Source organism: Streptomyces sp. NPDC048172 (assembly GCF_043202595.1).
GTDB lineage: Bacteria > Actinomycetota > Actinomycetes > Streptomycetales > Streptomycetaceae > Streptomyces.
In genome coordinates this window covers 321,580-344,906 of sequence record NZ_JBIDAT010000008.1, presented here as the reverse complement: position 1 = coordinate 344,906, position 23,327 = coordinate 321,580, and the positions used below count along the sequence as shown (strand labels likewise).

The following is a 23,327-nucleotide window of genomic DNA, read 5'->3' as shown; positions in this document are numbered from 1 at the left end:
TGTCCCCGCGGGCCAAACCCCGCGCTGCCCGGACGCCTGCGTCACAGGCACAGCAGAGGCACGCACAGCACGCACAGGCACACCCGCCAATTCCGCGCACACCCGCGCGGCAGCGCACCACAGCGCACCGCACTCGCCGAACCGACGGCACGGCCTCACACCCGACGTCCCTTCAAGGGTCCTTCCCTCACACCGCGCTTCGCCGGAGGCATTCCGTGAACGAGATCCTCGACGCGATCCTCGCGTCCGACACACCGCCCGAGGACTTCGCCGCCCTCCCCCTCCCCGAGAGCTACCGCGCCGTCACCGTCCACAAGGACGAGGCCGACATGTTCGCGGGGCTGGAGACCAGGGACAAGGACCCGCGCAAGTCGCTGCACCTCGACGACGTGCCGGTCCCCGAACTCGGCCCTGGCGAGGCCCTGGTGGCCGTCATGGCCTCCTCCGTGAACTACAACTCGGTGTGGACCTCGATCTTCGAGCCGCTCTCCACCTTCGCATTCCTGGAGCGGTACGGACGCCTCTCCCCGCTCACCAAGCGGCACGACCTGCCGTACCACGTCATCGGCTCCGACCTCGCGGGCGTCGTGCTCCGTACCGGCGCCGGGGTCAACTCCTGGAAGCCCGGCGACGAGGTCGTGGCGCACTGCCTCTCCGTCGAGCTGGAGTCCGCCGACGGGCACAACGACACGATGCTCGACCCCGAGCAGCGCATCTGGGGCTTCGAGACCAACTTCGGCGGCCTCGCCGAGATCGCGCTCGTCAAGTCCAACCAGCTCATGCCCAAGCCGGACCACCTGAGCTGGGAGGAGGCGGCGGCTCCCGGGCTGGTCAACTCCACCGCGTACCGCCAGCTCGTCTCGCGCAACGGCGCGGGCATGAAGCAGGGCGACAACGTGCTGATCTGGGGCGCGAGCGGCGGACTCGGCTCGTACGCCACGCAGTTCGCGCTCGCGGGCGGCGCCAACCCGATCTGCGTCGTCTCCAGCGAGGACAAGGCCGAGATCTGCCGGAAGATGGGCGCCACGGCGATCATCGACCGGAAGGCCGAGGACTACCGCTTCTGGAAGGACGAGCACCACCAGGACCCGCGTGAGTGGAAGCGCTTCGGCAAGCGCATCCGCGAGCTGACCGGCGGCGAGGACGTGGACATCGTCTTCGAGCACCCGGGCCGCGAGACCTTCGGCGCCTCCGTCTACGTCACACGCAAGGGCGGCACGATCGTCACCTGCGCCTCGACCTCCGGGTACGAGCACACGTACGACAACCGCTACCTGTGGATGTCGCTCAAGCGGATCGTCGGCTCGCACTTCGCCAACTACCGCGAGGCGTGGGAGGCCAACCGCCTGATCGCCAAGGGCAAGATCCACCCGACGCTCTCCAAGACGTACCACCTGGAGGAGACCGGCCAGGCCGCCTACGACGTGCACCGCAACCTCCACCAGGGCAAGGTCGGCGTGCTCGCGCTCTCCCCCGAGGAGGGGCTCGGCGTGCGCGACCAGGAGAAGCGGGACCAGCACCTGGAGGCCATCAACAGGTTCCGGAACGTCTGATGGCCGACAAGGACCGTCCGTGGCTGATGCGGACGTACGCCGGGCACTCCACGGCCGAGGCGTCCAACGCGCTCTACCGCCGCAACCTGGAGAAAGGGCAGACGGGGCTGTCCGTCGCCTTCGACCTGCCCACCCAGACCGGCTACGACCCCGACCACGTGCTCGCGCGCGGCGAGGTCGGCCGGGTGGGCGTGCCGGTCTCCCACCTGGGTGACATGCGACGGCTGTTCGAAGGCATCCCGCTGGACCGGATGAACACCTCGATGACCATCAACGCCACCGCCATGTGGCTCCTGGCCCTCTACCAGGTGGTCGCCGAGGAGCAGGGCGCGGACATCGCGGAGCTGCAGGGGACGACGCAGAACGACATCGTCAAGGAGTACCTGTCCCGGGGGACGCACGTCTTCCCGCCGGGGCCGAGCCTCCGGCTGACGACGGACATGATCGCGTACACCGTCGCGCACATCCCCAAGTGGAACCCGGTCAACATCTGCAGCTACCACCTCCAGGAGGCCGGTGCCACGCCGGTCCAGGAGATCTCGTACGCCATGTCCACCGCCATCGCGGTGCTGGACGCGGTGCGGGACAGCGGGCAGGTGCCGCCGGAGGAGTTCGGGAAGGTCGTCGCGCGCATCTCGTTCTTCGTGAACGCGGGCGTCCGCTTCGTCGAGGAGATGTGCAAGATGCGAGCGTTCACCCGCATCTGGGACACCGTGACGAGCGAGCGTTACGGCATCACCGACCCCAAGCAGCGCCGGTTCCGCTACGGCGTGCAGGTCAACTCGCTCGGCCTCACCGAGGCCCAGCCGGAGAACAACGTCCAGCGCATCGTGCTGGAGATGCTGGCGGTCACCCTCTCCAAGGACGCGCGGGCGCGCGCCGTGCAGCTCCCGGCGTGGAACGAGGCGCTGGGCCTCCCCCGTCCCTGGGACCAGCAGTGGTCGCTCCGTATCCAGCAGGTGCTCGCGCACGAGAGCGACCTGCTGGAGTACGACGACCTGTTCGCCGGCTCGCACGTCGTGGAGAAGAAGGTCGACGAGCTGGTCGGCGAGGTGATGGCCGAGATGGCGCGGATCGAGGAGATGGGCGGCGCGATGGCCGCCGTCGAGTCCGGCTACCTCAAGTCGCAGCTCGTCTCCTCGCACGCGGAACGCCGGGCCCGTATCGAGTCCGGCGAGGAGAAGATCATCGGCGTCAACTGCTTCGAGTCGACCGAGCCGAGCCCCCTCACCGCCGACCTCGACACCGCGATCATGACGGTCGACCCGGCGGGCGAGGCCGCGACCGTCGAGGCGATCGGCCGCTGGCGCGAGACGCGCGACGAGCCGTTCTGGCGCGAGGGCACCCGCGACCCCGCGCTGCACCCGAGCGCCGCGCAGGCCCTCCAGCAGCTCAAGGACGCCGCGGCGACCGACGAGAACCTGATGGAGGCCACGCTGGAGTGCGCCCGTACGGGCGTGACCACCGGCGAGTGGGCGGGCGCGCTGCGCGAGGTCTTCGGCGAGTTCCGCGCCCCTACGGGCGTGAGCAGCGCCCCCGTGGCCGTGACCGCCGAGGAGGGCTCCGCGCTCGCGGCCGTCCGCGCGAAGGTCGCCCGTACGGCGGAGGACCTCGGCGGCGGCAAGCTGCGGCTGCTCGTCGGCAAGCCCGGCCTGGACGGGCACAGCAACGGCGCCGAGCAGATCGCCGTCCGTGCCCGCGACGCGGGCTTCGAGGTCGTCTACCAGGGCATCAGGCTCACGCCCGAGGAGATCGTCGCGGCGGCCGTCGCCGAGGACGTGCACTGCGTGGGCCTCTCCATCCTCTCCGGCTCGCACGCCGAGCTCGTGCCCGACGTCCTGGCCCGGCTGCGTGCCGCCGGGGCCGAGGACATGCCCGTCATCGTGGGCGGCATCATCCCGTCCGCCGACGCGCGGGCTCTGCGCGAGGCCGGAGTCGCCGCCGTCTTCACCCCGAAGGACTTCGGCATCACGGAGATCATCGGCCGTATCGTCGACGAGATCCGCCGTTCCACCCAGCTCGACTCGTACACCCCTGTGGAGGTCCCCGCATGACCGAGGTGAATCGCCTTCGTCCGCGCCGTTCCTGCCTGGCCGTGCCCGGCAGCAACCCGCGGTTCCTGGAGAAGGCCCAGGGCCTCCCCGCCGACCAGGTCTTCCTGGACCTGGAGGACGCGTGCGCGCCGCTCGCGAAGCCCGACGCGCGGCACACCATCGTGAAGTTCCTCAACGAGGGCGACTGGACCGGCAAGACGCGCGTGGTGCGGGTCAACGACTGGACCACCGAGTGGACGTACCGCGACGTCGTCACCGTCGTCGAGGGCGCGGGCCCGAACCTGGACTGCATCATGCTGCCCAAGGTGCAGACGGCGGACCAGGTCGTGGCGCTGGACCTGCTGCTGACCCAGATCGAGAAGACGATGGGCTTCGAGGTCGGGAAGATCGGCATCGAGGCGCAGATCGAGAACGCGCGCGGCCTGGAGAACGTCAACGAGATCGCGGCGGCCTCCCCGCGCATCGAGACCATCATCTTCGGCCCGGCCGACTTCATGGCGTCCATCAACATGAAGTCCCTGGTCGTCGGCGAGCAGCCGCCGGGCTACCCGGCCGACGCGTACCACTACATCCTGATGAAGATCCTGATGGCGGCGCGCGCCAACGACCTCCAGGCGATCGACGGCCCCTACCTCCAGATCAAGAACGTGGACGGCTTCCGCGCGGTCGCGGGCCGCGCCGCCGCGCTCGGCTTCGACGGCAAGTGGGTGCTCCACCCGGGCCAGGTCGAGGCCGCGAACGAGGTCTTCTCGCCCTCGCAGGAGGACTACGACCACGCCGAGCTGATCCTCGACGCGTACGCGTACTACACCTCCGAGGCGGGCGGCAAGAAGGGCTCCGCGATGCTCGGCGACGAGATGATCGACGAGGCCAGCCGCAAGATGGCCCTGGTCGTCTCGGGCAAGGGCCGCGCGGCGGGCATGACCCGGACGACCTCCTTCACCCCTCCGGAGGCGTGATCATGCAGTTCGGCCGCACTTACGAAGAGTTCACCGTCGGGGACGTGTACAAGCACTGGCCCGGAAAGACGGTCACCGAGTACGACGACCACCTCTTCTGCCTGCTCACCATGAATCACCACCCGCTGCACATGGACGCGAACTACGCGGAGTCGACGACCGACTTCGGAAAGAACGTGGTGGTGGGGAACTACATCTACTCGCTGCTCCTCGGCATGTCCGTTCCCGACGTCTCCGGGAAGGCGATCGCGAATCTGGAGATCGAGTCGCTGAAGCACGTGGCGCCGACCTTCCACGGCGACACGCTCTACGGCGAGACGACGGTCCTGGACAAGGTTCCCTCGAAGTCGAAGAACGACCGCGGGATCGTGCACGTCGAGACCAAGGGCTACAAGCAGGACGGCACCCTCGTCTGCGTCTTCCGCCGGAAGGTGATGGTGCCGACCGAGGCGTACATCAAGGAGCGCGGCGGCGAGCAGCCCGGCCGTCCGGCACTCCGCGAGAAGGAGAAGTGAGATGGGACGTCTCGCGCAGACCGAGGGCCTGACGGAGATCCAGCGGGAAATCCTCTCCACGGTGCGGAGTTTCGTCGACAAGGAGATACTCCCGGTCGCCACGGAACTGGAGCACAGGGACGAGTACCCGACGGAGATCGTCGAGGGTCTCAAGGAGTTGGGTCTCTTCGGGCTGATGATTCCCGAGGAGTACGGCGGGCTGGGTGAGTCCCTGCTCACCTACGCGCTCTGCGTGGAGGAGATCGCCCGCGGCTGGATGAGCGTGTCGGGCATCATCAACACGCACTTCATCGTGGCGTACATGCTCAAGCAGCACGGCACGCAGGAGCAGCGGGACCACTTCCTGCCGCGGATGGCGACGGGCGAGGTCCGTGGCGCGTTCTCGATGTCGGAGCCGGGCCTGGGATCAGACGTTTCGGCCATCACGTCCAAGGGCGTGCGGGACGGCGAGGAGTTCGTGCTCGACGGCCAGAAGATGTGGCTGACGAACGGCGGTTCCTCCACACTCGTGGCGGTCCTGTGCCGTACGGACGAGGGGCACCCGGAGGGTACCGCTCCGCATAAGTCGATGACCACGTTCCTGGTCGAGAAAGAGCCAGGATTCGGCGAGGTCAGGCCGGGTCTCACGATCCCCGGCAAGATCGACAAAATGGGATACAAGGGCGTCGACACGACCGAACTCATCATGGACGGCCTCCGCGTCCCCGCCGACCGGGTGCTCGGCGGAGAGACCGGCCGCGGTTTCTACCAGATGATGGACGGCGTCGAGGTCGGCCGCGTGAATGTCGCGGCGCGTGGCTGCGGCGTCGCGCAGCGTGCGTTCGAGCTGGGTATTGATTACGCACAGCAACGGCATACCTTCGGAAAGCCGATCGCCAAGCACCAGGCCATTCAGTTCAAGCTCGCCGAGATGGCCACAAAGGTCGAGGCGGCGCACGCGCTGATGGTGGGCGCCGCCCGCAAGAAGGATTCCGGTCAACGCAACGACCTGGAAGCCGGAATGGCGAAATATCTCGCCTCCGAGTACTGCAAGGAGGTCGTGGAGGACGCCTTCCGCATCCACGGCGGGTACGGTTTCAGTAAGGAATACGAGATCGAGCGGCTCTACCGCGAGGCGCCGATGCTCTTGATCGGCGAAGGAACCGCCGAGATCCAGAAAATGATCGTGGGCCGGCGCCTGCTGGAGGAGTACCGCCCGCAGGGTTGACACCAGGGCCGAATGTCCTTTTCGGGGTGTTTTCTTGGGGATCAAGATCACACCCCGAACTGGGACTTCGGACACTGACTGGCCCTCTGGCTTGCCCAGTTGCCATCAGAAACCGATAGCATCCCGGGAAGGCCGCCGTCCCCCTGTCAACCTACGCGGCTCCCTCCGCTACGAAGGTCATTCATGCCCCACAGCCCATCCTCTGCACCCAGCGGCTCCACACCGGGCGGTCGAGTCCGGCTCGCCCGCGGAGCATCGCCGTGGCTGCTGCCGACGGTGGCCACCGCCGCCGTCAGCCTTGCCCGGGCCCGCCGGTCCGGGCGCGCCGCCGCGGTCGCCGTGCCCGCCACCGCGCTCGCGGCGGGCATGCTGTGGTTCTTCCGCGACCCGGAGCGCGAGATCACCCAGGGACGGGTGATCTCCCCCGCGGACGGCGTGGTGCAGAGCATCATGCCGTGGAAGGACGGCCGCACCCGCGTCGCGATCTTCATGAGCCCGTTGAACGTTCATGTCAACCGCGCCCCTCTGCTGGGCACGGTCGACTCCGTCGAGCACATCCCCGGCGGGTTCGTTCCGGCGTTCAACAAGGAGAGCGAGAACAACGAGCGCGTCGTCTGGCACTTCGACACGGAGCTGGGCGACATCGAGATGGTCCAGATCGCCGGCGCGGTGGCGCGGCGCATCGTTCCTTACGTTCCGCAGGGCACCAAGGTCGAGCAGGGCGAGCGCATCGGGCTGATCAGGTTCGGCTCCCGTGTGGACCTCTACCTCCCCGAGGGAATCGAACCCGCCGTGGAGGTCGGCCAGGCCACGACAGCGGGGGTGACTCGCCTTGACCGTGATTGATCCCGACACCCAGGCCGCCTGGGTCCCCGAGAGCGACGCCGACACGGGCGACCCGGACGACGCCACGGACGAGATGCCGCTGTCCACGCGGCTGTCGATAGCGGACACGCTGACGCTGGGCAACGCCACGTGCGGCTTCATGGCGGTCTACTTCACGACGACCGGCGTGCTGATCCCGCACCTCACCGGCAGCGAGGACGGCGGCATGGCGCGGCACAGCGCCGCGACCGCCGTCGTGCTGATGCTGCTGGCCTCCGTCTTCGACCTCTTCGACGGGCTCGTGGCGCGCAAGCTGCGCAGCTCCGCGATGGGGGCCGAGCTGGACAATCTCTCGGACCTGATCAGCTTCGGGCTGGCGCCCGCGTACTTCGTGGTCGTCTGGGGGATGGTCGCCAACGACGCGCACCAGCGGGTCGGCGTCGCCGCCGCGGTCATCGTGTTGCTGGCGGTGGTGCTGCGGCTTGCGAGATTCTCCTGCGTGACGTTGCGTGACGGCATCTTCCAGGGGATGCCCAGCCCCTTCGGGGCCCTGACGGTTGTCTCGATCGTGCTGCTGGAGCTGCCGTTCGTGCCGACCGTCATCGCGATCGTGGGCGTCGCGTGGCTGATGGCGAGCCGCGTGGAGTACCCGAAGCCGCGCGGACGGCTCGCGGTCGCCATGCTGGGCTGGATCGTGCTGAGCATGGGCCTGCTGGCGGCGTGGGCGTTCGACGCGCCCGGCGGTGAGCTGCTGCTCCAGACCGGGTGCGCGCTCCAGGTCGTGCTGGGCGCGGTCATCCCGCTCTTCGCCACCGCGCGCCGTGTCTATGCCTTCCGCGACAACCGCCGCGAGGCCCGGGCCGCCGCCCAGGGCTGATCCCCTTCTGAAAAGGGCCCACCGGATCTCCCCGGTGGGCCCTTTCCCGTTCCCGACCAAATCTGAGGCCACGCCCAGTGCCCTGACGGGGCAGGCCCCCGCTTCTCCCGCTGCGCTTGGGAGGTCGGCGCCGAGGCGCAGGGCTGGCAAGCGCAGCCCCCTATGCCGGGTGCCCCGAGTGCAAGAGCCGCGCCCGGGGTGCCCCGGGCTGTGCTTCGCGGGCCGCGGCTGCGCTGTGGCTGGGCGCGCAGTTCCCCGCGCCCCTGACGGGGCGCCTCTGCTGGCCGGAGCAGTGTCTCGCGCCCCAGACGGGGCCCGTTACGTGAGCCGGACGACCTCGTCCACGGCGGAGAGGGCCGCCGGGTGGTGGGTGGCCAGGAGCGTCGTGCGGCCCCGTGTGGCGTCCAGGACGTCCGCGAGGACGGCGTCCGCCGTGTCGGGGTCCAGGCCCTCCGTCGGCTCATCGAGGACGAGGACGGGCGGGTCCGCGAGGAGGGCGCGGGCGAGGAGGAGACGGCGGCGCTGGCCGCCGGAGAGGGCCGCGCCGTCCTCGCCCGGCACCGTCTCCCAGCCCTCGGGGAGCGACTCGATCCACTCCAGCAGCCGGGCTTGCCGCGCCGCCTCCCGCAGCTGCTCGTGCGTCGCGTCGGGGCGGGCGAGGAGGAGGTTGGCCCGGAGGTCGGCGTGGAAGACGTGGGCGTCCTGGGTCAGGCCGGTGACGGCCCGGCGTACGTCCGCGCCGTCGTACTCCCGCAGCTCACGGCCCCCGAGCCGCACGCTCCCCGCCTCGTACTCGACGAACCGCATGAGTACGGCCAGCAGCGTCGACTTCCCCGCGCCGCTCGGACCGGTCAGCGCGACGCGGCGGCCGGGCGGGAGGCGGAGGTCCAGGCCGTCGAGCGCGGGCGGCCGAGCGGGGTCGTGCCGTACGCGGAGGCCGCTGACCTCCAGCGCGAGAGCACTGCGGGACGGGGCCGGGGCCGGGGCCGGGTCACGGGGCTCGGTGACGGGCGCGGGCGTGTCGAGGACGGCGGCGAGGCGGCGGGCGCTCGCGCGTACGTCCGCGAGGCGGCGCGCGGCGCCGGGCAGCGCCGCCACGGGCTCGAAGGCGACGAGGGCGAGCACCGCCAGCACCGTGAGCGACGTGGCGGGCAGGTCGCCGGAGGCGTGCGCGCGCAGGCCCAGGGCGGTCACGCCGACGGTGGCGGCGCCCTGGAGCAGCAGTACGGCGGCCGTGGCGAGGCCCGTGGTGAGCGCCTCGCGGCGCTCCAGCGCGGCGAGGTGGTCGCCCGCGCGACACGCCCGGGCGCGCACCCGATTTTCGGCGCCGTACGCCGCGAGGTCCGCGGCGCCGCGCGTGAGGTCGACGGAGACCGCCGCCAGCTCGGCGCGGGCCTCCTTCGCGGCGCCCCCGTCGCCCCCGTCCCGACCGGAGCGGACGAGGACCGCGCAGGGCACCAGCAGCCCGGCGACGGCCAGCGCGGGCCCGAGCACGAGCCCGGCCTCCGGCAGCAGGAGGGCGGCGGCGCCTGTGGTGCCCGCCGCGACCGCGAACGCCGTCGTCGCGGGCATCAGCACCCGCAGCAGCAGGTCCTGCACGGCGTCGACGTCGTCCACGAGCCGCGTCAGGAGGTCCCCGCTCCGGAAGGCGGCGGCGCCGCCCGGGGCGAGCGGCACCAGCGCCTCGTAGACCCGCGTACGGACCCCGGCGACGGCGCGCAGGACCGCGTCGTGGCCGAGCAGCCGGTCCCCGTACCGCAGCAGTCCCCGCCCCAGCGCGAGGGCCCGTACGGCGACGATCGCGACGGCGACCGCCGGGAGCGCGGGCTGCTGGGCCGCCCGCGTGATGAGCCAGGCGGCCGTCCCCATCAGCGCGACGGCCGCGGCCTCGCCCCCGACGGAGGCCAGCAGGCCGGGGAGCAGCCGCCGCCGATACGGAACGAGCCACCGGAGGATCAGTACGAGGGGACTCACGGGCGGGCTCCTGAGTGCGTGACGGTCTCCACGAGCGCGCCGTCGCGGAGAGTGACCGTACGGTGCGCATGGGGGAGGAACGAGGGGCGGTGGGCCACGACGAGGCACGTACGGCCGCGCATCAGGCGGGCCGTCGCCTCGGTGACCTCGGCCTCGTGGCGGGGGTCGAGGTGCGCCGTGGGTTCGTCGAGGAGGAGCAGGGGCGCGTCGCGGAGGAAGGCACGGGCCAGGGCGAGCCGCTGGCGCTGGCCGGTGGAGAGGCCGGTGCCGTTCTCACCGAGCGGGGTGGCGTAGCCCTGCGGGAGACGGCCGATGAAACCGTCCGCGGCGGCCGCCCGCGCGGCCTCCCGTACCTCCGCGTCGGTGGCGTCCGGGCGGCCGAGACGGATGTTGTCGGCGACGGTCGCCGCGAAGAGATGCGGCCGCTGCGGCACCCACGCCACCTGGGAGCGCCAGGCGTCGAGATCGATCTCGGCGAGGTCGGTGCCACCGACGCGCACGGTCCCCGTCTCCGGCGACACGAACCCGAGCAGCAGCGCGAGCAGCGTCGACTTCCCCGCCCCACTGGGCCCGACCACGGCGACGTGCTCGCCGGGACGTACGTCGAGAGTGACGCGGTCCAGGGCAGGGACGGCACGCCCGGGGAACCGGACGGTGACGGCCTCCAGGGCGAGGGTGGCGGGGGCGGGGCGCCCCGGGGCAGGGGCCCCTTGGGCGCGAGATTCTGGGGCAGAGGCCCCCGGGCCGCGACTTCCCGGGGCGACGTCCCCCGGGGCGGAGCCCCCTGGACCGCGACTTTCCGGGGCGACGTCCCCCGGAGCGGGAGTACCCGAGACGGGACACCTCGGGCCGAGGGCCCCGGGGGCGGCAGTCCTCAGGCCGAGAGCCCCCAGGTCGGGAGTCCCCGGAATGCGAACCCCCGAGGTGACGGGCTCCGGGCCGGAGCCCTCCATGCCAGCAGTACCCGAGGCAGGGCTCCCCAGGGCGACGTGCCCCGGGGCGGGGCTCCCCGCGCCAAGAGTCCCCGTACCAGGAGCACCCGAGACGGGACACCCCGAGGTAAGGGACCCGGGAGCGGGAGCCCCCGGGCCGGAAGCCTCCATACCGGGAGTCCCCGAGGTGAGGGGCTCCAGGCCGGAGGGCCCCATGCCGCCGGCACGTGAGGGTGGTGGCTCGTCGAGGGTGGTGAAGGTGCGGTCCGCTGCCGCGAGGCCCTCCGCGGCGTCGTGGAATGCCGCGCCCGCGGCGCGGAGTGGGAGGTAGGCCTCGGGGGCGAGGAAGAGGACGAGCAGGGCCGTGCGCAGGGTCGCGTCGCCGTCGAGGAGGCGGAGGCCCATGGGGACCGCGACCAGGGCGACGGAGAGCGTGGCGGCCGTTTCCAGGACGAGGGCGGAGAGGAAGGCGACCCGGAGCGTGCGGACGGTCGCGTGGCGGTGGGCCTCGGCCATGTCGCGTACGACGTGGGCCTGGTGCCGTTCGCGGCCGAAGGCGCGCAGCGTGGGCAGCCCGGCGAGGGCGTCGAGGAAGTGGCCTCCGAGCCGCGCCAGCAGGCGCCACTGCCGGGCCGTACGGCGCGCGGTGTGCGCGCCGACCAGCGCGCCGAAGACGGGGATCAGCGGCAGCGTCACCACGATGATCAGCGCTGAGACCGGGTCGGCGACGGCGATGCGTACGACGACCACGAGCGGTACGGCCACGGCGGCGACACGCGCGGGCAGCGCGCCGGTGATGTACGGGTCCAGCGCGTCGAGGCCGCGGGTGAGGAGGGTGGCGGTCTCGCCGTGGCGTCGCGCTGCCGCGCCCGCGCGGTGCGTGAGGCGTGCCCGCAGCAGCCGTTTGGCCTCGGCCGCCGCGCGCCGGGCCAGCGCGGTGCGCGCCCAGGCCAGGAGCGCGCGCGACGCCATGACGGCGGAGAGGGCGGAGAGGGTGGGGAGTGCGTTGTCTGCCTCCCCCGGCCGCCCCGCGAAGCCGTTCGCGAGGACGGTGGCCAGCAGGTCGGCCTGGGCGACGATCATGGCCGCCGTCAGCAGGGCCAGCACCCCGGAACGGGCGAGGTGACGTCGGAGTACGGGCAGTTCGCGCAGCAGGCGGCGCTCGACGGGTCGCATCCGGTGCCGCCTCAGAAGTAGCGGGGGTGGCGGAGTCCGGTGCGGCCCCGGAAGACCCACCAGCTCCAGGTCTGGTAGGCGAGGATCACCGGGACGAGCACCACGCCGAAGGCGAGCAGCGTCCTGAGGGTGACCTCGTCCGCCGCGGCGTCGCCGACGGTGATCCCTCCCCCGCCGCGCGCGGCCAGCACGTACGGGTACTGTCCGGCGCCCAGCAGCGGCACCGGCAGCAGCGCCGCGCAGCTGCTCGCCGCGAACGCGCGCCCGTACGCGCCCCGCCCGGCCAGCGCCCACCGCGCTGCGGCCAGCGCGACGGCGAACAGGGCGAGGAGGACGGCGGCGGCGCCGGGGTGCGTGAGCGAGGCGCCCGCGCCCGCGAGGGTCAGCAGCGGGGGGACGGCCGTGGCCACGGCCGTGGCGCGCAGCAGCGTACGGGCCGTACGGCGGGCCCGGTCGGCGAGGGCGGGCCCGGGTCCGCCGCGCAGGGCCAGGAACGTGGCGCCGTGCGCGGCGAAGAGCAGCACGGCGGTGAGGCCGCAGGCCAGGACGTAGGGGTGGAGGACTTCGGCGGGGCCTACGTGGAAGGAGCCGTCGTCGCGGCGCGGGACCCCACGCGTCAGCAGCCCGAGGACGAGGCCCCAGCACAGCGCGGGCAGCGCACCGCCGAGGACGAGCAGTGCGTCCCAGAGCCGGGCCCCTCTCGCCCCGTGCGATCTGCCGCGCAGCTGTACGGCGGCTCCGCCGAGGACCAGGCCGAGCAGGATGGCCACGAACAGCGGGTAGAGGCCCGACAGCAGGTGGCCCTCCAGGTGCGGGAACGCGCCGAACATCACGCCCGCGAAGGCGACCAGCCAGACCTCGTTGCCGAGGAAGAACGGCCCCATCGCGGCCACCGTGTCACGTCCGCCCCGGGGCGCCGTGCCGTCGAGGCGGGGGCCGAGCATCTGGACGCCGTAGTCGTAGCCGCCGAGCACGAAGTACCCGGCGAGGAGCAGGCCGAGGAGGGCCAGCCAGACGGTTTCCAGGGTCGTCATGTCGTTCGCCTGCCTCTCAGAGAACGGCCGTGTCGAGGGGCCGTCCGCCGGCCTCGTCGTCGGGGAGCGGGAGCGGGAGCGGGTCGGTCGCGCCGAGCTGGACGGCGTCCGGGCCGCGGCGGACGAAGCGGGTGATCAGCGTCCAGTTCACCGCCGCGAGGGCGACGAAGACGGCGAGGAAGACCGTGCAGGAGACGGCGAACGCCGTCGTGCTCACGTGCGAGACCGCGTCGTCGACCGTGAGTTCGCCGTAGACGAGCCAGGGCTGGCGTCCGACCTCCCGCACGACCCAGCCGCCCACGGAGGCGAGGAAGGGGAACGGGATCATCGCCGTCATCAGCCAGGCGAGGGGGCGCCAGCGCACCAGCCGGTCCTTCCAGAGCAGGATGACGGCGAGGAAGGTGATCGTGGAGACGGTGTTGCCGATGAGCGTCATCGCGTCCATCGAGAAGCGCATCGTGCCCTGCCAGGGCACGTAGTCCCCCGGTCCGTGCTCCGCGACGAGCCGGGCCTGCGCCTCGGCGACGCCGCTGCCCTCCAGGACCGCCGCCTTCATGGGCTGGGTCCGCTCCAGGATGGGGATCTGGAGGTCTCCGACGACCACGACGAAGAAGGAGGCGATCATCGCCACCCACAGCCCCAGCCGCAGCGAGGTGCGGAACAGCGAGGTCTCCTCGGTGCCCCGGGCGAAGTGGTAGGCGCTGATCCCGGCGACGAAGACGCCGCCCGTCGTCAGCGCGCCGAGCGAGAGGTGGAAGAGGGCCATCAGGGCGCTGGAGTTGGTGAGCAGCGCCCCGAAGTCGGTCAGGTACGCGGTCCCTTCGCGGACCTCGTGGCCGACGGGGTGCTGCATGAAGCCGTTGGCGACGAGGATCCAGTACGCGGAGGCGTACGCGGTCAGGGCGACCAGCCAGATGAGCGTGACGTGGACACCGGCGCGGAGGCGGCTCCAGCCGAAGATCCACATGCCGAGGAACGTGGACTCGGCGAAGAAGGCGATGAGGGTCTCCAGCGCCAGCGGGGCGCCGAAGACGTTGCCCGCGAACGCGCTCAGCCCGCTCCAGCTCAGCCCGAACTGGAACTCCATGACGAGGCCTGTGACGATGCCGACCGCGTAGTTGATGACATAGAGCTGTCCCCAGAAGCGCGTCGCCCGTTCGAGGACGGCTTTCTTGGCGGGGTCACGGGTGAGGGCGGCCCGGGTGTGCAGGACCGCCACGAGCGGGACGAGCCCCATGGTGAGGATCACGAACAGCCAGTGGATGGCGGTGGTGCCCGCGAACTGAAGCCGGGCCAGATCCGTAGGGCCCATGGTCGGCCTTTCTTCGTGCTGCGATTCGTGCTGCGGGAGGTGGGAGGGGGCGCCGCCGCTCGCGTGTGCGGACCGTGGGCGGCCCGGTGCCGCCCCGGCCCGTGCGGCGGGCCCCGCAGCGACCGTAGAGAGAACCGGCTTATGCTTTCCAAGGCCAATTTCGCCATGAGTTCATTACTCGGCAGGCATAAGAGGAGGCGGGGGCGGGAAATGGATCTTCTGCAGCTGCGCTATTTCCGTACGGTCGCGCGCTACGAGCACATCAGCCGGGCCGCCGCCGAACTGCACGTCTCCCAGCCGTCGGTCAGCCGCACCATCGCGCGGCTGGAGGACGAGCTGGGCACGCCGCTCTTCGACCGCGAGGGCCGCAGGATCCAGCTCAACCCGTACGGGGCGGTCTTCCTGCGCCACGTCGAGCGCGCCCTGAGCGAGCTGGACGACGGGCGCATGGCGCTGCGCGAGGCGCGGGGCGGCGGCCTGGGCCGGGTCTCGGTCGCGAGCGAGACCCTGCTGACGATCGCCGGTCTCCTGGCGAGCTTCCGCGCCGTCTTCCCCCGCGCCGACGTGCGGCTCTTCCAGGCGGACGCGCAGGAGATGGAGCGCCGGCTGCGGGCGCGCGAGGTGGACTTCTGCGTCGCCTCGCAGGCGCTGCGGGGCGAGGACCTGGACTCCGTCGAACTGGCCCGCGAGGAGGTGCTGCTCGCCATGCCGCTCGGGCACCGGCTGGCGCGGCGCGAGAGCGTGACGATCGCCGAGATCGCGGACGAGTCCTTCGTCGTCACCCGCCCCGGGCACTGGCAACGGGAGCTGCTGGAGCGGCTGTTCGCCGCCGAGGAGCGCACCCTCACGGTGTCCTGCGAGGGCGACGAACCCGCCGCCACCCAGCACCTGATCAGCGCGGGCCTCGGCATCGGCCTGATCCCGGCCATGTCCCGGCTGGTCGGCGCACGGGACGGCATGCACCCGTCGGTCGCCTGGACGCACGTCGACGCGGCGGACTGCCACCGCGTGCTGAAGCTGGTCTGGCGGCAGGGCGCGCACCTGTCCGAAGCGGCCCTCCGCTTCCGCGAGTTCACCACCAGCCGTCCGTTCATGACGCACCGGTTCCCGGGCCTCGGCACCGAGCAGGAGTGACCAGGAGCGGCCAGGAGCGGCGAGGAGTGGCCAGGAGCGGCTCCGGGCCGGGGAGTTCTGTTACGCTCCCCGGCACTGCCAACCACTGGCCAAGGGAGTCGCGTGCCCGACGGCCGTGCCGCGAGGGCGTCCTGCCCTCCGCGCGGATCCGACTCAGGAGCACTGCGATGCCGAAGATCACCTATGTCCCGGCGGACGAGTCCGCCCGCACCACCCTCGACCTCCCCCTCGGCACCAGCGTGATGCGCGGCGCCGTCACGAACGACGTGGACGGCATCGTCGCCCGGTGCGGCGGCAACCTCCAGTGCGCCACGTGCCACGTGTACGTCGCCCCGGAGAGCACCGCCGAGCTGGAGCCGCCGCGCTCCGACGAGGACGAGATGCTCGACTTCACGGCCTGCCCGCGTGAGCCCGGCAGCAGGCTGAGCTGCCAGCTCCGGGTGACCGAGGCCCTCGACGGGCTCGTCGTCCGCCTCCCGGAACGGCAGATCTGATGGCCGCCGTTGTCGTCGTCGGCGCCGGGCAGGCCGGTCAGCAGGCCGCCACCGCCCTGCGCGCGCACGGCCACTCAGGGCGCGTCGTGCTCGTCGGCGAGGAGACCGCGTCCCCGGTGCCGTACGAACGGCCGCCGCTCTCCAAGGCGTTCCTCACGGGCAGCGTGCCCGAGAACGAGCTGTGGCCGCGCCCTCCCGCGCACTACGCGCGGCACGCGATCGAGCTGGTCCACGGCGCCGTGACGGACCTCGGCCGCGCGGAGCGCGCCGTCCACCTCGCGGACGGCCGTACGTACGCCTACGACCGCCTGATCCTGGCCACCGGCTCCACGCCCCGCGTCCCGCCCGTGCCCGGCGTGGAGCTGCGCGGCGTCCACGCCCTCCGCACCCTCGCCGACGCGCGGGCGATCCGCGCGGACCTGGCGGAAGCGGACCGCGTCGTCGTGATCGGCGCGGGCTACCTCGGGCTGGAGTGCGCGGCGGCCTTCCGCGCGACGGGACGCCGGGTGACGGTCGTCGAGGCCCTGGACCGGCCCCTGTCCCGCGTCGCGGGAGCCCGTACGGCGGCGCACGTCGCCCGGCTGCACCGGGAACGGGGGACGGAGCTGCTGTACGGGCGGCGCGTGCGGGGCCTCCACGGGCGCGGGGGCCGCGTGGCCTCCGTCGAACTGGACGACGGGGCGGCGCTCCCCGCCGATCTGGTGCTGGTCGCCGTCGGGGTGACCCCGCGTACCGGGCTGGCCCGTGAGGCCGGGCTCGCCGTCACGGACGGCGTGACCGTCGACGCCCGGCTGCGCACCGCCGACCCGGCGGTCTCGGCGATCGGCGACTGCGCGGCGTACCCCGATCCCCGTACGGGCGTTCCCGTACGCCTCGAATCGGTGCCCAACGCTCTCGCCCAGGCCGAGTACGTGGCCTCCGGCGTGGAGACCCCGTATGCCGGGCTCCCCTGGTTCTGGAGCGGGCAGTTCGACTCGACGGTGCAGATCGCCGGGCTCGGCGGGGGCCACGACACGGAAGTGCCGCTCGGCGAGGAGCCCTCGGGCGCCTTCTCCGTGCTCCTCTTCCGGGGCCCGGACCTCCTCGCCGTCGAGTCCGTCAACCGCCCCGGCGACCACATGGCGGCCCGCCGCCTCCTCGCCGCCGCCCCGCCTTCCCTCACGCCGGACGAGGCCATGGCCCCGGGCTTCACGCTGAAGGGGCACGCGAGGGAGAGGGCGACCGTGTAGGGGGTGCCCCGCCCTGTGCGTCGCGGTCCGCGGGTGCGTCGTGGTTGCTCGCGCAGTTCCCCGCGCCCCTTCGGGGCGCCCCGAAGCTCGCCCCGAAGGGGCGGTTTCAGGGGCGCGGGGAACTGCGCGACCAGCCACAGCGCAGCCGCAGTCCACGAAGCACGGACAGGGGCAGGACGTACCCGGCGTCAAGGTGCCGCACAGGTCAGAGGTGGTCCTCGGCGAGTTTCGCGGCGAGCTTTTCCAGAAGGGGCCCCGCCTCGGCGATGCAGCGGGAGACGTCCGGTTCGAGGTCCGTGAGGGCGTACGCCTGTGCGATGCCCGCGGCCTTCAGGTCCTTCTTGCCGATCGCCAGGCGCCCGCAGACCGCGACGACCGGCTTGCCCGCCTCGCGGGCCGCCGCCGCGACGCCCGCGGGGGCCTTGCCGTGCAGGGTCTGCTCGTCGAGCGAGCCCTCGCCCGTGACGACGAGGTCGGCGCGGGCGATGGCCTCGGCGACGGACAGCTCCTCCATGAGGACCTCGATGCCGGGCCGGAAGCGGGCCTTCAGGCCCACGAGCGCGGCGAAGCCGATGCCGCCCGCGGCCCCGGCTCCGGGGGAGTCGGCGCGTTCCGTCTCGCCCAGGATCTCGGCGAAGTGCCGCAGGCCGGTGTCGAGGACGTCGACGTCCTGTTCGCTCGCGCCCTTCTGCGGGCCGTAGACGGCGGCGGCGCCCTTCGGCCCGGTCAGCGGGTTGTCGACGTCGCTGGCGAGCACCACGTCGACGTCGGCGAGGCGCGCGTCGAGCCCGGAGAGGTCGGCGGTCGCCAGCTCGCGCAGGGGGCCGCCGCCGTGCGGCACGGGGTCGCCGTCCTCGTCGAGCAGCTGGGCACCGAGCGCGGCGAGCATGCCCGCGCCGCCGTCGGTCGTCGCGGAGCCGCCGACGCCGAAGATGATGCCGCGCGCGCCCGCCTCGACGGCGGCCAGCAGCAGCTCGCCGACGCCGTACGTGGTGGCGGTCAGGGGCGCGAAGACACCCGGTGGGAGGTGCTGGAGGCCCGCGGCCTCCGCCATCTCGACGACGGCCGTGCCGTCGCGGAGCGCGTACGCCGCGGTGACCGGGGCGCCGAGCGGCCCGGTGACCTCCGCCTCGCGGCGCTCGAAGCCGTTGGCGACGGCGGCGGCGACGGTGCCGTCACCGCCGTCGGCGACGGGGACCGCCTCGATCCCGGTGTCCGCGCGCACCGCGCGGATCCCGGCCGTGACGCGCTCGGCGACCTCGACGGCCGTCAGCGATCCCTTGAACTTGTCCGCGGCGATCAGCACGCGCGCCGTCGTAGTCATGTATCTGCCCCTGGGTTTCTCTTACGTTCGAACAGGCAGTCGCGCCGGTGAGAGACCCTATCCGGTACCCAGCCGTTCCTACAGGTCGCGTCAGGAGCGGCCGCGCAGCCGCTTCCACACGGCCCGTGCCGCGTGGTGGCCCGCCATGCCGTGCACACCGGGCCCCGGCGGGGTCGCGGAGGAGCAGAGGAAGACGGACGGATGGGCCGTGGCGTACGGGACGCGGGCCAGCTTGGGGCGGATGAGCAGCCGCAGTCCGGAGGCCGAGCCGCAGGCGATGTCGCCGCCGACGTAGTTCGCGTTGCGCGCGGCCAGCTGCGGGGGTCCGGCGGTGGCGCGGGCGAGGACGCGGTCGCGGAAGCCGGGCGCGAAGCGCTCCAGCTGGCGTTCGACGGCGTCGGTGAGGTCGCCCTCCCAGCCGTTCGGCACGTGCCCGTACGCCCAGAAGACCTGCTTGCCCTCGGGCGCGCGCGAGGGGTCGACGAGCGAGGGCTGCGCGGTGATCAGGAACGGCTTCTCCGGGGCGCGGCCCTCGACGGTCGCCTCCCGCAGCGCCCCGTTGATGTCCTGGAGGGTGGGCCCGACGTGCACGGTCCCGGCGCGGCGGGCCTCCTGCGAGGCCCAGGGCACGGGCCCGTCCATCGCGTAGTCGATCTTGAACAGGCTGGCGCCGTAACGGAAGCCGTCGTACGCGCTGCCGAGCCCGGCGATACGGGCGAGCGCGGTCGGCGAGGTGTCGAAGACGTACGCGCGGGCCGGCGGCAGCTCGTCGAGCCGCTTGACCTCGACGCCGGTGTGGACGGTGCCGCCGAGGGCGCGCAGGTACCCGGCGAGCGCGTCGGAGATGGCCTGCGAGCCCCCGCGCGGCACGGGCCAGCCGTTGGCGTGCGCGGCGAGCGCGAAGACCAGGCCCGGCGCGGTCATGAAGGGCTGGGCGATCGAGGCGATCACGTGCCCCGACAGGCCGCCGAAGAGGGCCCGCCCCTTCTCCTCCCGGAAGCGGAGCTTCCCCTGCCAGGTGACGGGGAGCAGCGCGTCCAGCCCGAAGCGGGTCAGCAGGAGGGGGTCGCGCGGGAAGCGCCCGTTGAGCACCGAGCCGTAGCCGAGGAAGTCGGCGGCCAGCGCGTCCCACTTGCCGAGGAACGGCGCGACGAAGCGCCGGTACGCGCCCGCGTCGCGCGGCCCCAGCGAGGCGGCCGTCTCGCCGACCGAGCGCGAGAGGACGGCGGCCGAGCCGTCGGGGAAGGGGTGCGCCAGGCACAGTTCGGGGTGCAGCCACTCCAGCCCGTACCGGTCGAGCGGCATGTCGCGGAAGGCGGGCGAGCCCGCGCCCGTGGGGTGCACGGCGGAGCAGGGGTCGTGCCGGAAACCGGGAAGCGTCAGCTCCTCCGTGCGGGCCCCGCCCCCGACCGTGTCCTTGGCCTCGAACAGCTCGACGGACATGCCCCTGCGGGCGAGTTCGACCGCCGCCGTCAGCCCGTTCGGCCCCGCTCCGACGACGACCGCGTCCCGGATCGCTGGCACTGCCGTCTCCCCTCGCCCGTGGGTCAACTTCGTCAACACTCGTCAACACTGACAACTCTGGTCAACTTCGGTCGCGCAGAAGCTCCACCATACGCCGCACGGTCTCCGCGTCACGCGCCGCCGTGAAGGGCAGCACGTTCCCGCCCGCGAGCCGGAACGGCTCCCCCGCGACCGTCGCCGAGGCGCCGCCCGCCTCGGCCACCAGCAGCAGCCCGGCGGCGTGGTCCCAGGCGGCCTCCCAGCTGTACGCGACGGCGTCCAGCGCGCCGCCCGCGACCGCCAGGTACTCCAGCCCGGCCGAACCGGTCGGACGGGGCCGCACCCCCTCCGTACGCAGGCCGCTCAGGGCCGCCTTCTGCGCCTCGTCGGTGTAGTCGGGGTGCGAGACGGCGACCTCCAGTGTCGCGCCCGGCGCGGGCGAACCGGCCGTCAGCGTCTCGCCGTTGAGCAGGGCGCCGCCCCTGCGGCGGGCCACGGCCATCCGCCCCAGCGCGGGCGCGTACGTCCACGAGGCGAGCGTCTCCCCGCCGCGCGCGAGGGCCACCATCGTGCAGAAGCCCTCCTCGCCGCGGACGAACTGCCGGGTGCCGTCGATGGGATCGATGATCCACACCGGGTCCTCGCCGCGGAGCGCCTCGTAGGAGGCGGGACGCGCGTGCACGCCCTCCTCCCCCACCACGACCGAGCCCGGCAGCAGCGCGGTCAGGGCCCGCCCGAGATGGGCCTCGGCGCGCTGGTCAGCGACGGTCACGAGGTCGTGCGGCCCGCTCTTGGTCACGATCTCGTCCTCGGCGAGGCGGCGCCAGCGGGGCGTGATCTCCTCGGCGGCGGCCTCTCGCACCGCGTGCTCCACCGCCGCTGTCAGCTCATCGTCGATCATGTGTTCATTATCGCCGCCTGCACTTCGCCCTTGGCGTCCGTTCCCGGGCCGGGCAGGGGCTGCCCCTGTCCGTGCGTCGCGGAGCGCGGGTACGTCGTGGCCGGTCGCGCAGTTCCCCGCGCCCCTTCGGGGCACTCAGCTGGGGGCGCCTGTCTCGGGGGGCTTGGCTCGGGGCGCCTGCCTCGGGGCGCCTGCCTCGGGGCGGCCTACCCTGGCCCCATGACTCTCGTCGCCCTGCTCACCGGCGCAGGTATCTCCACCGACTCGGGCATCCCCGACTACCGCGGCCCGCAAGGCCTGTGGCGGCGGGATCCGGAGGCCGAGAAGCTGGTGACGTACTCGTACTACATGGGGGACCCCGAGATCCGGCGCCGGTCCTGGCAGATGCGGCTCTCCTCCCCCACCTGGCGCGCGGAGCCGAACGCCGCGCACCGGGCCGTCGCGGAGCTGGAGCGCGCGGGCACGCCCGTACGCGTGATCACGCAGAACGTCGACGGGCTGCACCAGGCCGCGGGGCTCACGGCCCGCAAGGTGCTGGAGCTGCACGGGAGTTCGCGGACGTACGTCTGTACGGAGTGCGGGGCGCGCGGACCGATGGCGGACGCGCTGGCGCGTGTGGAGGCGGGCGATCCGGACCCGTCGTGCGAGGTGTGCGGCGGGATCCTGAAGTCGGCCACGGTGATGTTCGGCCAGGCGCTCGACCCGGACGTGCTGACCGAGGCGGTGGCCGTCGCCAAGGCGGCGGACGTCTTCCTCGCGGTCGGCACCAGCCTCCAGGTCCAGCCCGCCGCCTCCCTCGCGGGTACGGCGGCGGAGAACGGGGCGCGGCTGATCGTCGTCAACGCCGAGCCGACGCCGTACGACGCGCTCGCCGACGAGGTCGTACGGGAGCCGATCGCCGAGGCGCTGCCCGCGCTGCTGCGGGGGCTCGCGGGCTGTGGGCGCCGAGCCCCTTACCTCGCGCGTAATCGACCGCTCCCCCGGGGCCCGGCACGATCGGGGCGTCACGACGATCAGGCCGCCCCGAGCCGTTGGGAGCACACCATGAGCGCCACGAGCCCGTTCCGCGCGTACGCCGTCGCACAGCTGCACCACGAGGCGCCGCCCGGCGAGGACATCGCCGTCTACCTGGAGCGCATCCAGGACACGCTGGACCCGCACGGGGGCCGGTTCGTGGTGCACGACCACCGACCGGAGGTGGTGGAGGGCGACTTCGGCGGCTACGTCGTCGTCATCGGCTTCCCCGACATGGACGCCGCCCGCGCCTGGTACCGCTCGCCCGCGTACCAGGAGATCCTCGCGCTCCGTACCCGTACGGTCGGCGGCACCGCCGTGCTGGTGGCCGGTGTGCCGCCGGAGTACGACCCGGGGGCCGGGGCGGCGCGCGTCAGGGAGGCGGCGGCCGAGAGGTCCTGAGCCCGGCGCCGGACGCGGCGTCCATTTCCCGCCAGCGCCGCGTGGACGGTCCCCGGAGGATCGAAACCGTCCACGACGGAACGGAAAAGGGAGTGGGACGGTCATGAGCAAGGGATCGCTCGCGGGCAAGGTCGCGCTGGTCACCGGCGGCAGCCGGGGGATCGGCGCGGCGATCGCGCTGCGGCTCGCGGAGGAGGGCGCGGATGTGGCACTCACCTATGTCAGCGGCCCGGAGCGGGCCACGGACGTCGTCGCCCGCGTCAAGGAGACGGGCGCGCGGGCCCTCGCGATCCGCGCGGACGTCGGTGACGCCACGGCCGCGCAGGCCATGGTCGAGGAGACGGTCGCGGAGTTCGGGCGGCTCGACATCCTCGTGAACAACGCGGGCGTGGGCGCCTCGGGCCCCATCGAGGAGACGTCGGTGCAGGACATCGGCCATGTGCTGCGCGTCAACGTGCGCGGCCCGTACCTGGTCGCCAGGGCCGCCGTGCCGCACCTGCCCGAGGGCGGCAGGATCATCAACGTGGCGAGCTGCGTCTCCACGCACGTGCCGTTCCCCGGCATGACGCTCTACGCGACCAGCAAGGCCGCGGTCGACGGCCTGACCAAGGGCCTGGCGCGCGAGCTGGGCGGCCGGGGCATCACCGTCAACCAGGTCGCGCCGGGCCCGGTCGACACGGACCTGAACCCGGCCGACGCCGACGGCGCGGCGGCCCAGGCCGCGCTGACGGCGCTGGGCCGGTACGGCACGCCGGAGGAGATCGCGGACTCGGTCGCCCACCTCGCGGGCGACGGCGCCCGCTACATCTCCGGCGCCTCGCTCGCCGTGGACGGCGGCTTCGCGGCCTGATCGTCCCCTCGGGCCCGGGTTAGCCTTGATCGGGCCCATTCGTGAGAGAAAAGGTGGT

Annotated in this window: 19 protein-coding genes and 1 pseudogene; 13 read left to right on the top strand and 7 right to left on the bottom strand. The window is 72.8% G+C overall.

All coding sequences use genetic code 11. The features are described 5' to 3' along the window. Positions 1-215 precede the first annotated feature (215 nt). The 7 genes from ccrA to pssA all read left to right on the top strand — a co-directional run bounded on the left by ccrA (position 216) and on the right by pssA (position 7,990). Positions 216-1,553: a crotonyl-CoA carboxylase/reductase gene (ccrA, locus tag ACGF3A_RS33380; protein WP_393734167.1), complete on the top strand. Its 1,338-nt coding sequence runs from the start codon at positions 216-218 to the stop codon at positions 1,551-1,553. After that, on the top strand, positions 1,553-3,607 hold the full coding sequence (locus ACGF3A_RS33375) for a protein meaA (RefSeq protein ID WP_393734166.1): 2,055 nt from the start codon (positions 1,553-1,555) through the stop codon (positions 3,605-3,607). Before ccrA ends, ACGF3A_RS33375 begins: the two co-directional genes overlap by 1 nt. After that, positions 3,604-4,566 carry an HpcH/HpaI aldolase/citrate lyase family protein gene (locus tag ACGF3A_RS33370; protein WP_393734165.1) on the top strand — a complete coding sequence of 321 codons (963 nt, stop codon included), beginning with the start codon at positions 3,604-3,606 and terminating at the stop codon, positions 4,564-4,566. The genes ACGF3A_RS33375 and ACGF3A_RS33370 overlap by 4 nt, the downstream gene beginning before the upstream one ends. 2 nt (positions 4,567-4,568) lie before the next feature. Further along, positions 4,569-5,081, top strand: a complete 513-nt coding sequence (locus ACGF3A_RS33365) for a MaoC family dehydratase (protein WP_393734164.1) — start codon at positions 4,569-4,571, stop codon at positions 5,079-5,081. Between the two features lies 1 nt (position 5,082). Then, positions 5,083-6,288 (top strand): acyl-CoA dehydrogenase family protein, encoded by a 1,206-nt coding sequence (locus ACGF3A_RS33360; protein ID WP_393734163.1) that lies wholly within the window; start codon positions 5,083-5,085, stop codon positions 6,286-6,288. 183 nt (positions 6,289-6,471) lie between these two features. Then, on the top strand, positions 6,472-7,134 hold the full coding sequence (locus ACGF3A_RS33355) for a phosphatidylserine decarboxylase (RefSeq protein ID WP_393734162.1): 663 nt from the start codon (positions 6,472-6,474) through the stop codon (positions 7,132-7,134). Further along, on the top strand, positions 7,121-7,990 hold the full coding sequence (gene pssA, locus ACGF3A_RS33350) for a CDP-diacylglycerol--serine O-phosphatidyltransferase (RefSeq protein ID WP_393734161.1): 870 nt from the start codon (positions 7,121-7,123) through the stop codon (positions 7,988-7,990). Before ACGF3A_RS33355 ends, pssA begins: the two co-directional genes overlap by 14 nt. Before the next feature lie 318 nt (positions 7,991-8,308). Here pssA and cydC read toward each other — a convergent pair whose 3' ends face one another. From cydC to ACGF3A_RS33330, 4 genes are read right to left on the bottom strand one after another with little or no spacing between them, the layout of a single operon-like run. Next, positions 8,309-9,964 (bottom strand): thiol reductant ABC exporter subunit CydC, encoded by a 1,656-nt coding sequence (gene cydC, locus ACGF3A_RS33345; protein WP_393734160.1) that lies wholly within the window; start codon positions 9,962-9,964, stop codon positions 8,309-8,311. Then, positions 9,961-12,072 carry an ATP-binding cassette domain-containing protein gene (locus tag ACGF3A_RS33340; RefSeq protein WP_393734159.1) on the bottom strand — a complete coding sequence of 704 codons (2,112 nt, stop codon included), beginning with the start codon at positions 12,070-12,072 and terminating at the stop codon, positions 9,961-9,963. The genes cydC and ACGF3A_RS33340 overlap by 4 nt, the downstream gene beginning before the upstream one ends. A gap of 11 nt (positions 12,073-12,083) precedes the next feature. Next, the gene (gene cydB / locus ACGF3A_RS33335) at positions 12,084-13,106 is read right to left on the bottom strand and encodes a cytochrome d ubiquinol oxidase subunit II (protein WP_393734158.1); all 1,023 of its coding nucleotides are present in this window, start codon (positions 13,104-13,106) and stop codon (positions 12,084-12,086) included. 16 nt (positions 13,107-13,122) lie between these two features. Further along, on the bottom strand, positions 13,123-14,418 hold the full coding sequence (locus ACGF3A_RS33330; RefSeq protein ID WP_393734157.1) for a cytochrome ubiquinol oxidase subunit I: 1,296 nt from the start codon (positions 14,416-14,418) through the stop codon (positions 13,123-13,125). Positions 14,419-14,628: 210 nt separating this feature from the next. Between ACGF3A_RS33330 and ACGF3A_RS33325 the strand changes: the two genes are divergently transcribed. The 3 genes from ACGF3A_RS33325 to ACGF3A_RS33315 all read left to right on the top strand — a co-directional run bounded on the left by ACGF3A_RS33325 (position 14,629) and on the right by ACGF3A_RS33315 (position 17,275). Beyond that, positions 14,629-15,552, top strand: a complete 924-nt coding sequence (locus ACGF3A_RS33325; protein ID WP_393734156.1) for a LysR family transcriptional regulator — start codon at positions 14,629-14,631, stop codon at positions 15,550-15,552. Between the two features lie 167 nt (positions 15,553-15,719). Continuing rightward, complete coding sequence (locus tag ACGF3A_RS33320; protein ID WP_393734155.1) at positions 15,720-16,046, top strand: 2Fe-2S iron-sulfur cluster-binding protein; 327 nt, start codon at positions 15,720-15,722, stop codon at positions 16,044-16,046. Beyond that, positions 16,046-17,275 (top strand): NAD(P)/FAD-dependent oxidoreductase, encoded by a 1,230-nt coding sequence (locus ACGF3A_RS33315; protein ID WP_393734154.1) that lies wholly within the window; start codon positions 16,046-16,048, stop codon positions 17,273-17,275. Before ACGF3A_RS33320 ends, ACGF3A_RS33315 begins: the two co-directional genes overlap by 1 nt. Positions 17,276-17,480: 205 nt before the next feature. On the opposite strand, the gene ACGF3A_RS33310 is transcribed toward ACGF3A_RS33315, so the two are convergent. From ACGF3A_RS33310 to ACGF3A_RS33300, 3 genes are all read right to left on the bottom strand, one after another. After that, positions 17,481-18,599, bottom strand: a complete 1,119-nt coding sequence (locus tag ACGF3A_RS33310) for a glycerate kinase (RefSeq protein ID WP_393734153.1) — start codon at positions 18,597-18,599, stop codon at positions 17,481-17,483. A 90-nt stretch (positions 18,600-18,689) separates the two neighbouring features. Then, positions 18,690-20,123, bottom strand: a complete 1,434-nt coding sequence (locus ACGF3A_RS33305) for a phytoene desaturase family protein (RefSeq protein WP_393734152.1) — start codon at positions 20,121-20,123, stop codon at positions 18,690-18,692. A 61-nt stretch (positions 20,124-20,184) separates the two neighbouring features. Continuing rightward, the gene (locus ACGF3A_RS33300) at positions 20,185-21,003 is read right to left on the bottom strand and encodes an inositol monophosphatase family protein (RefSeq protein WP_393734151.1); all 819 of its coding nucleotides are present in this window, start codon (positions 21,001-21,003) and stop codon (positions 20,185-20,187) included. Positions 21,004-21,222: 219 nt separating this feature from the next. Between ACGF3A_RS33300 and ACGF3A_RS33295 the strand changes: the two are divergent. From ACGF3A_RS33295 to ACGF3A_RS33285, 3 genes and pseudogenes are all read left to right on the top strand, one after another. Next, positions 21,223-21,939: pseudogene (locus ACGF3A_RS33295) on the top strand (NAD-dependent deacetylase); the annotation flags it as partial. Between the two features lie 108 nt (positions 21,940-22,047). Further along, complete coding sequence (locus tag ACGF3A_RS33290; RefSeq protein ID WP_393734273.1) at positions 22,048-22,419, top strand: DUF1330 domain-containing protein; 372 nt, start codon at positions 22,048-22,050, stop codon at positions 22,417-22,419. Positions 22,420-22,522: 103 nt separating this feature from the next. After that, positions 22,523-23,269, top strand: a complete 747-nt coding sequence (locus ACGF3A_RS33285; RefSeq protein WP_393734150.1) for an SDR family NAD(P)-dependent oxidoreductase — start codon at positions 22,523-22,525, stop codon at positions 23,267-23,269. Positions 23,270-23,327 lie beyond the last annotated feature (58 nt).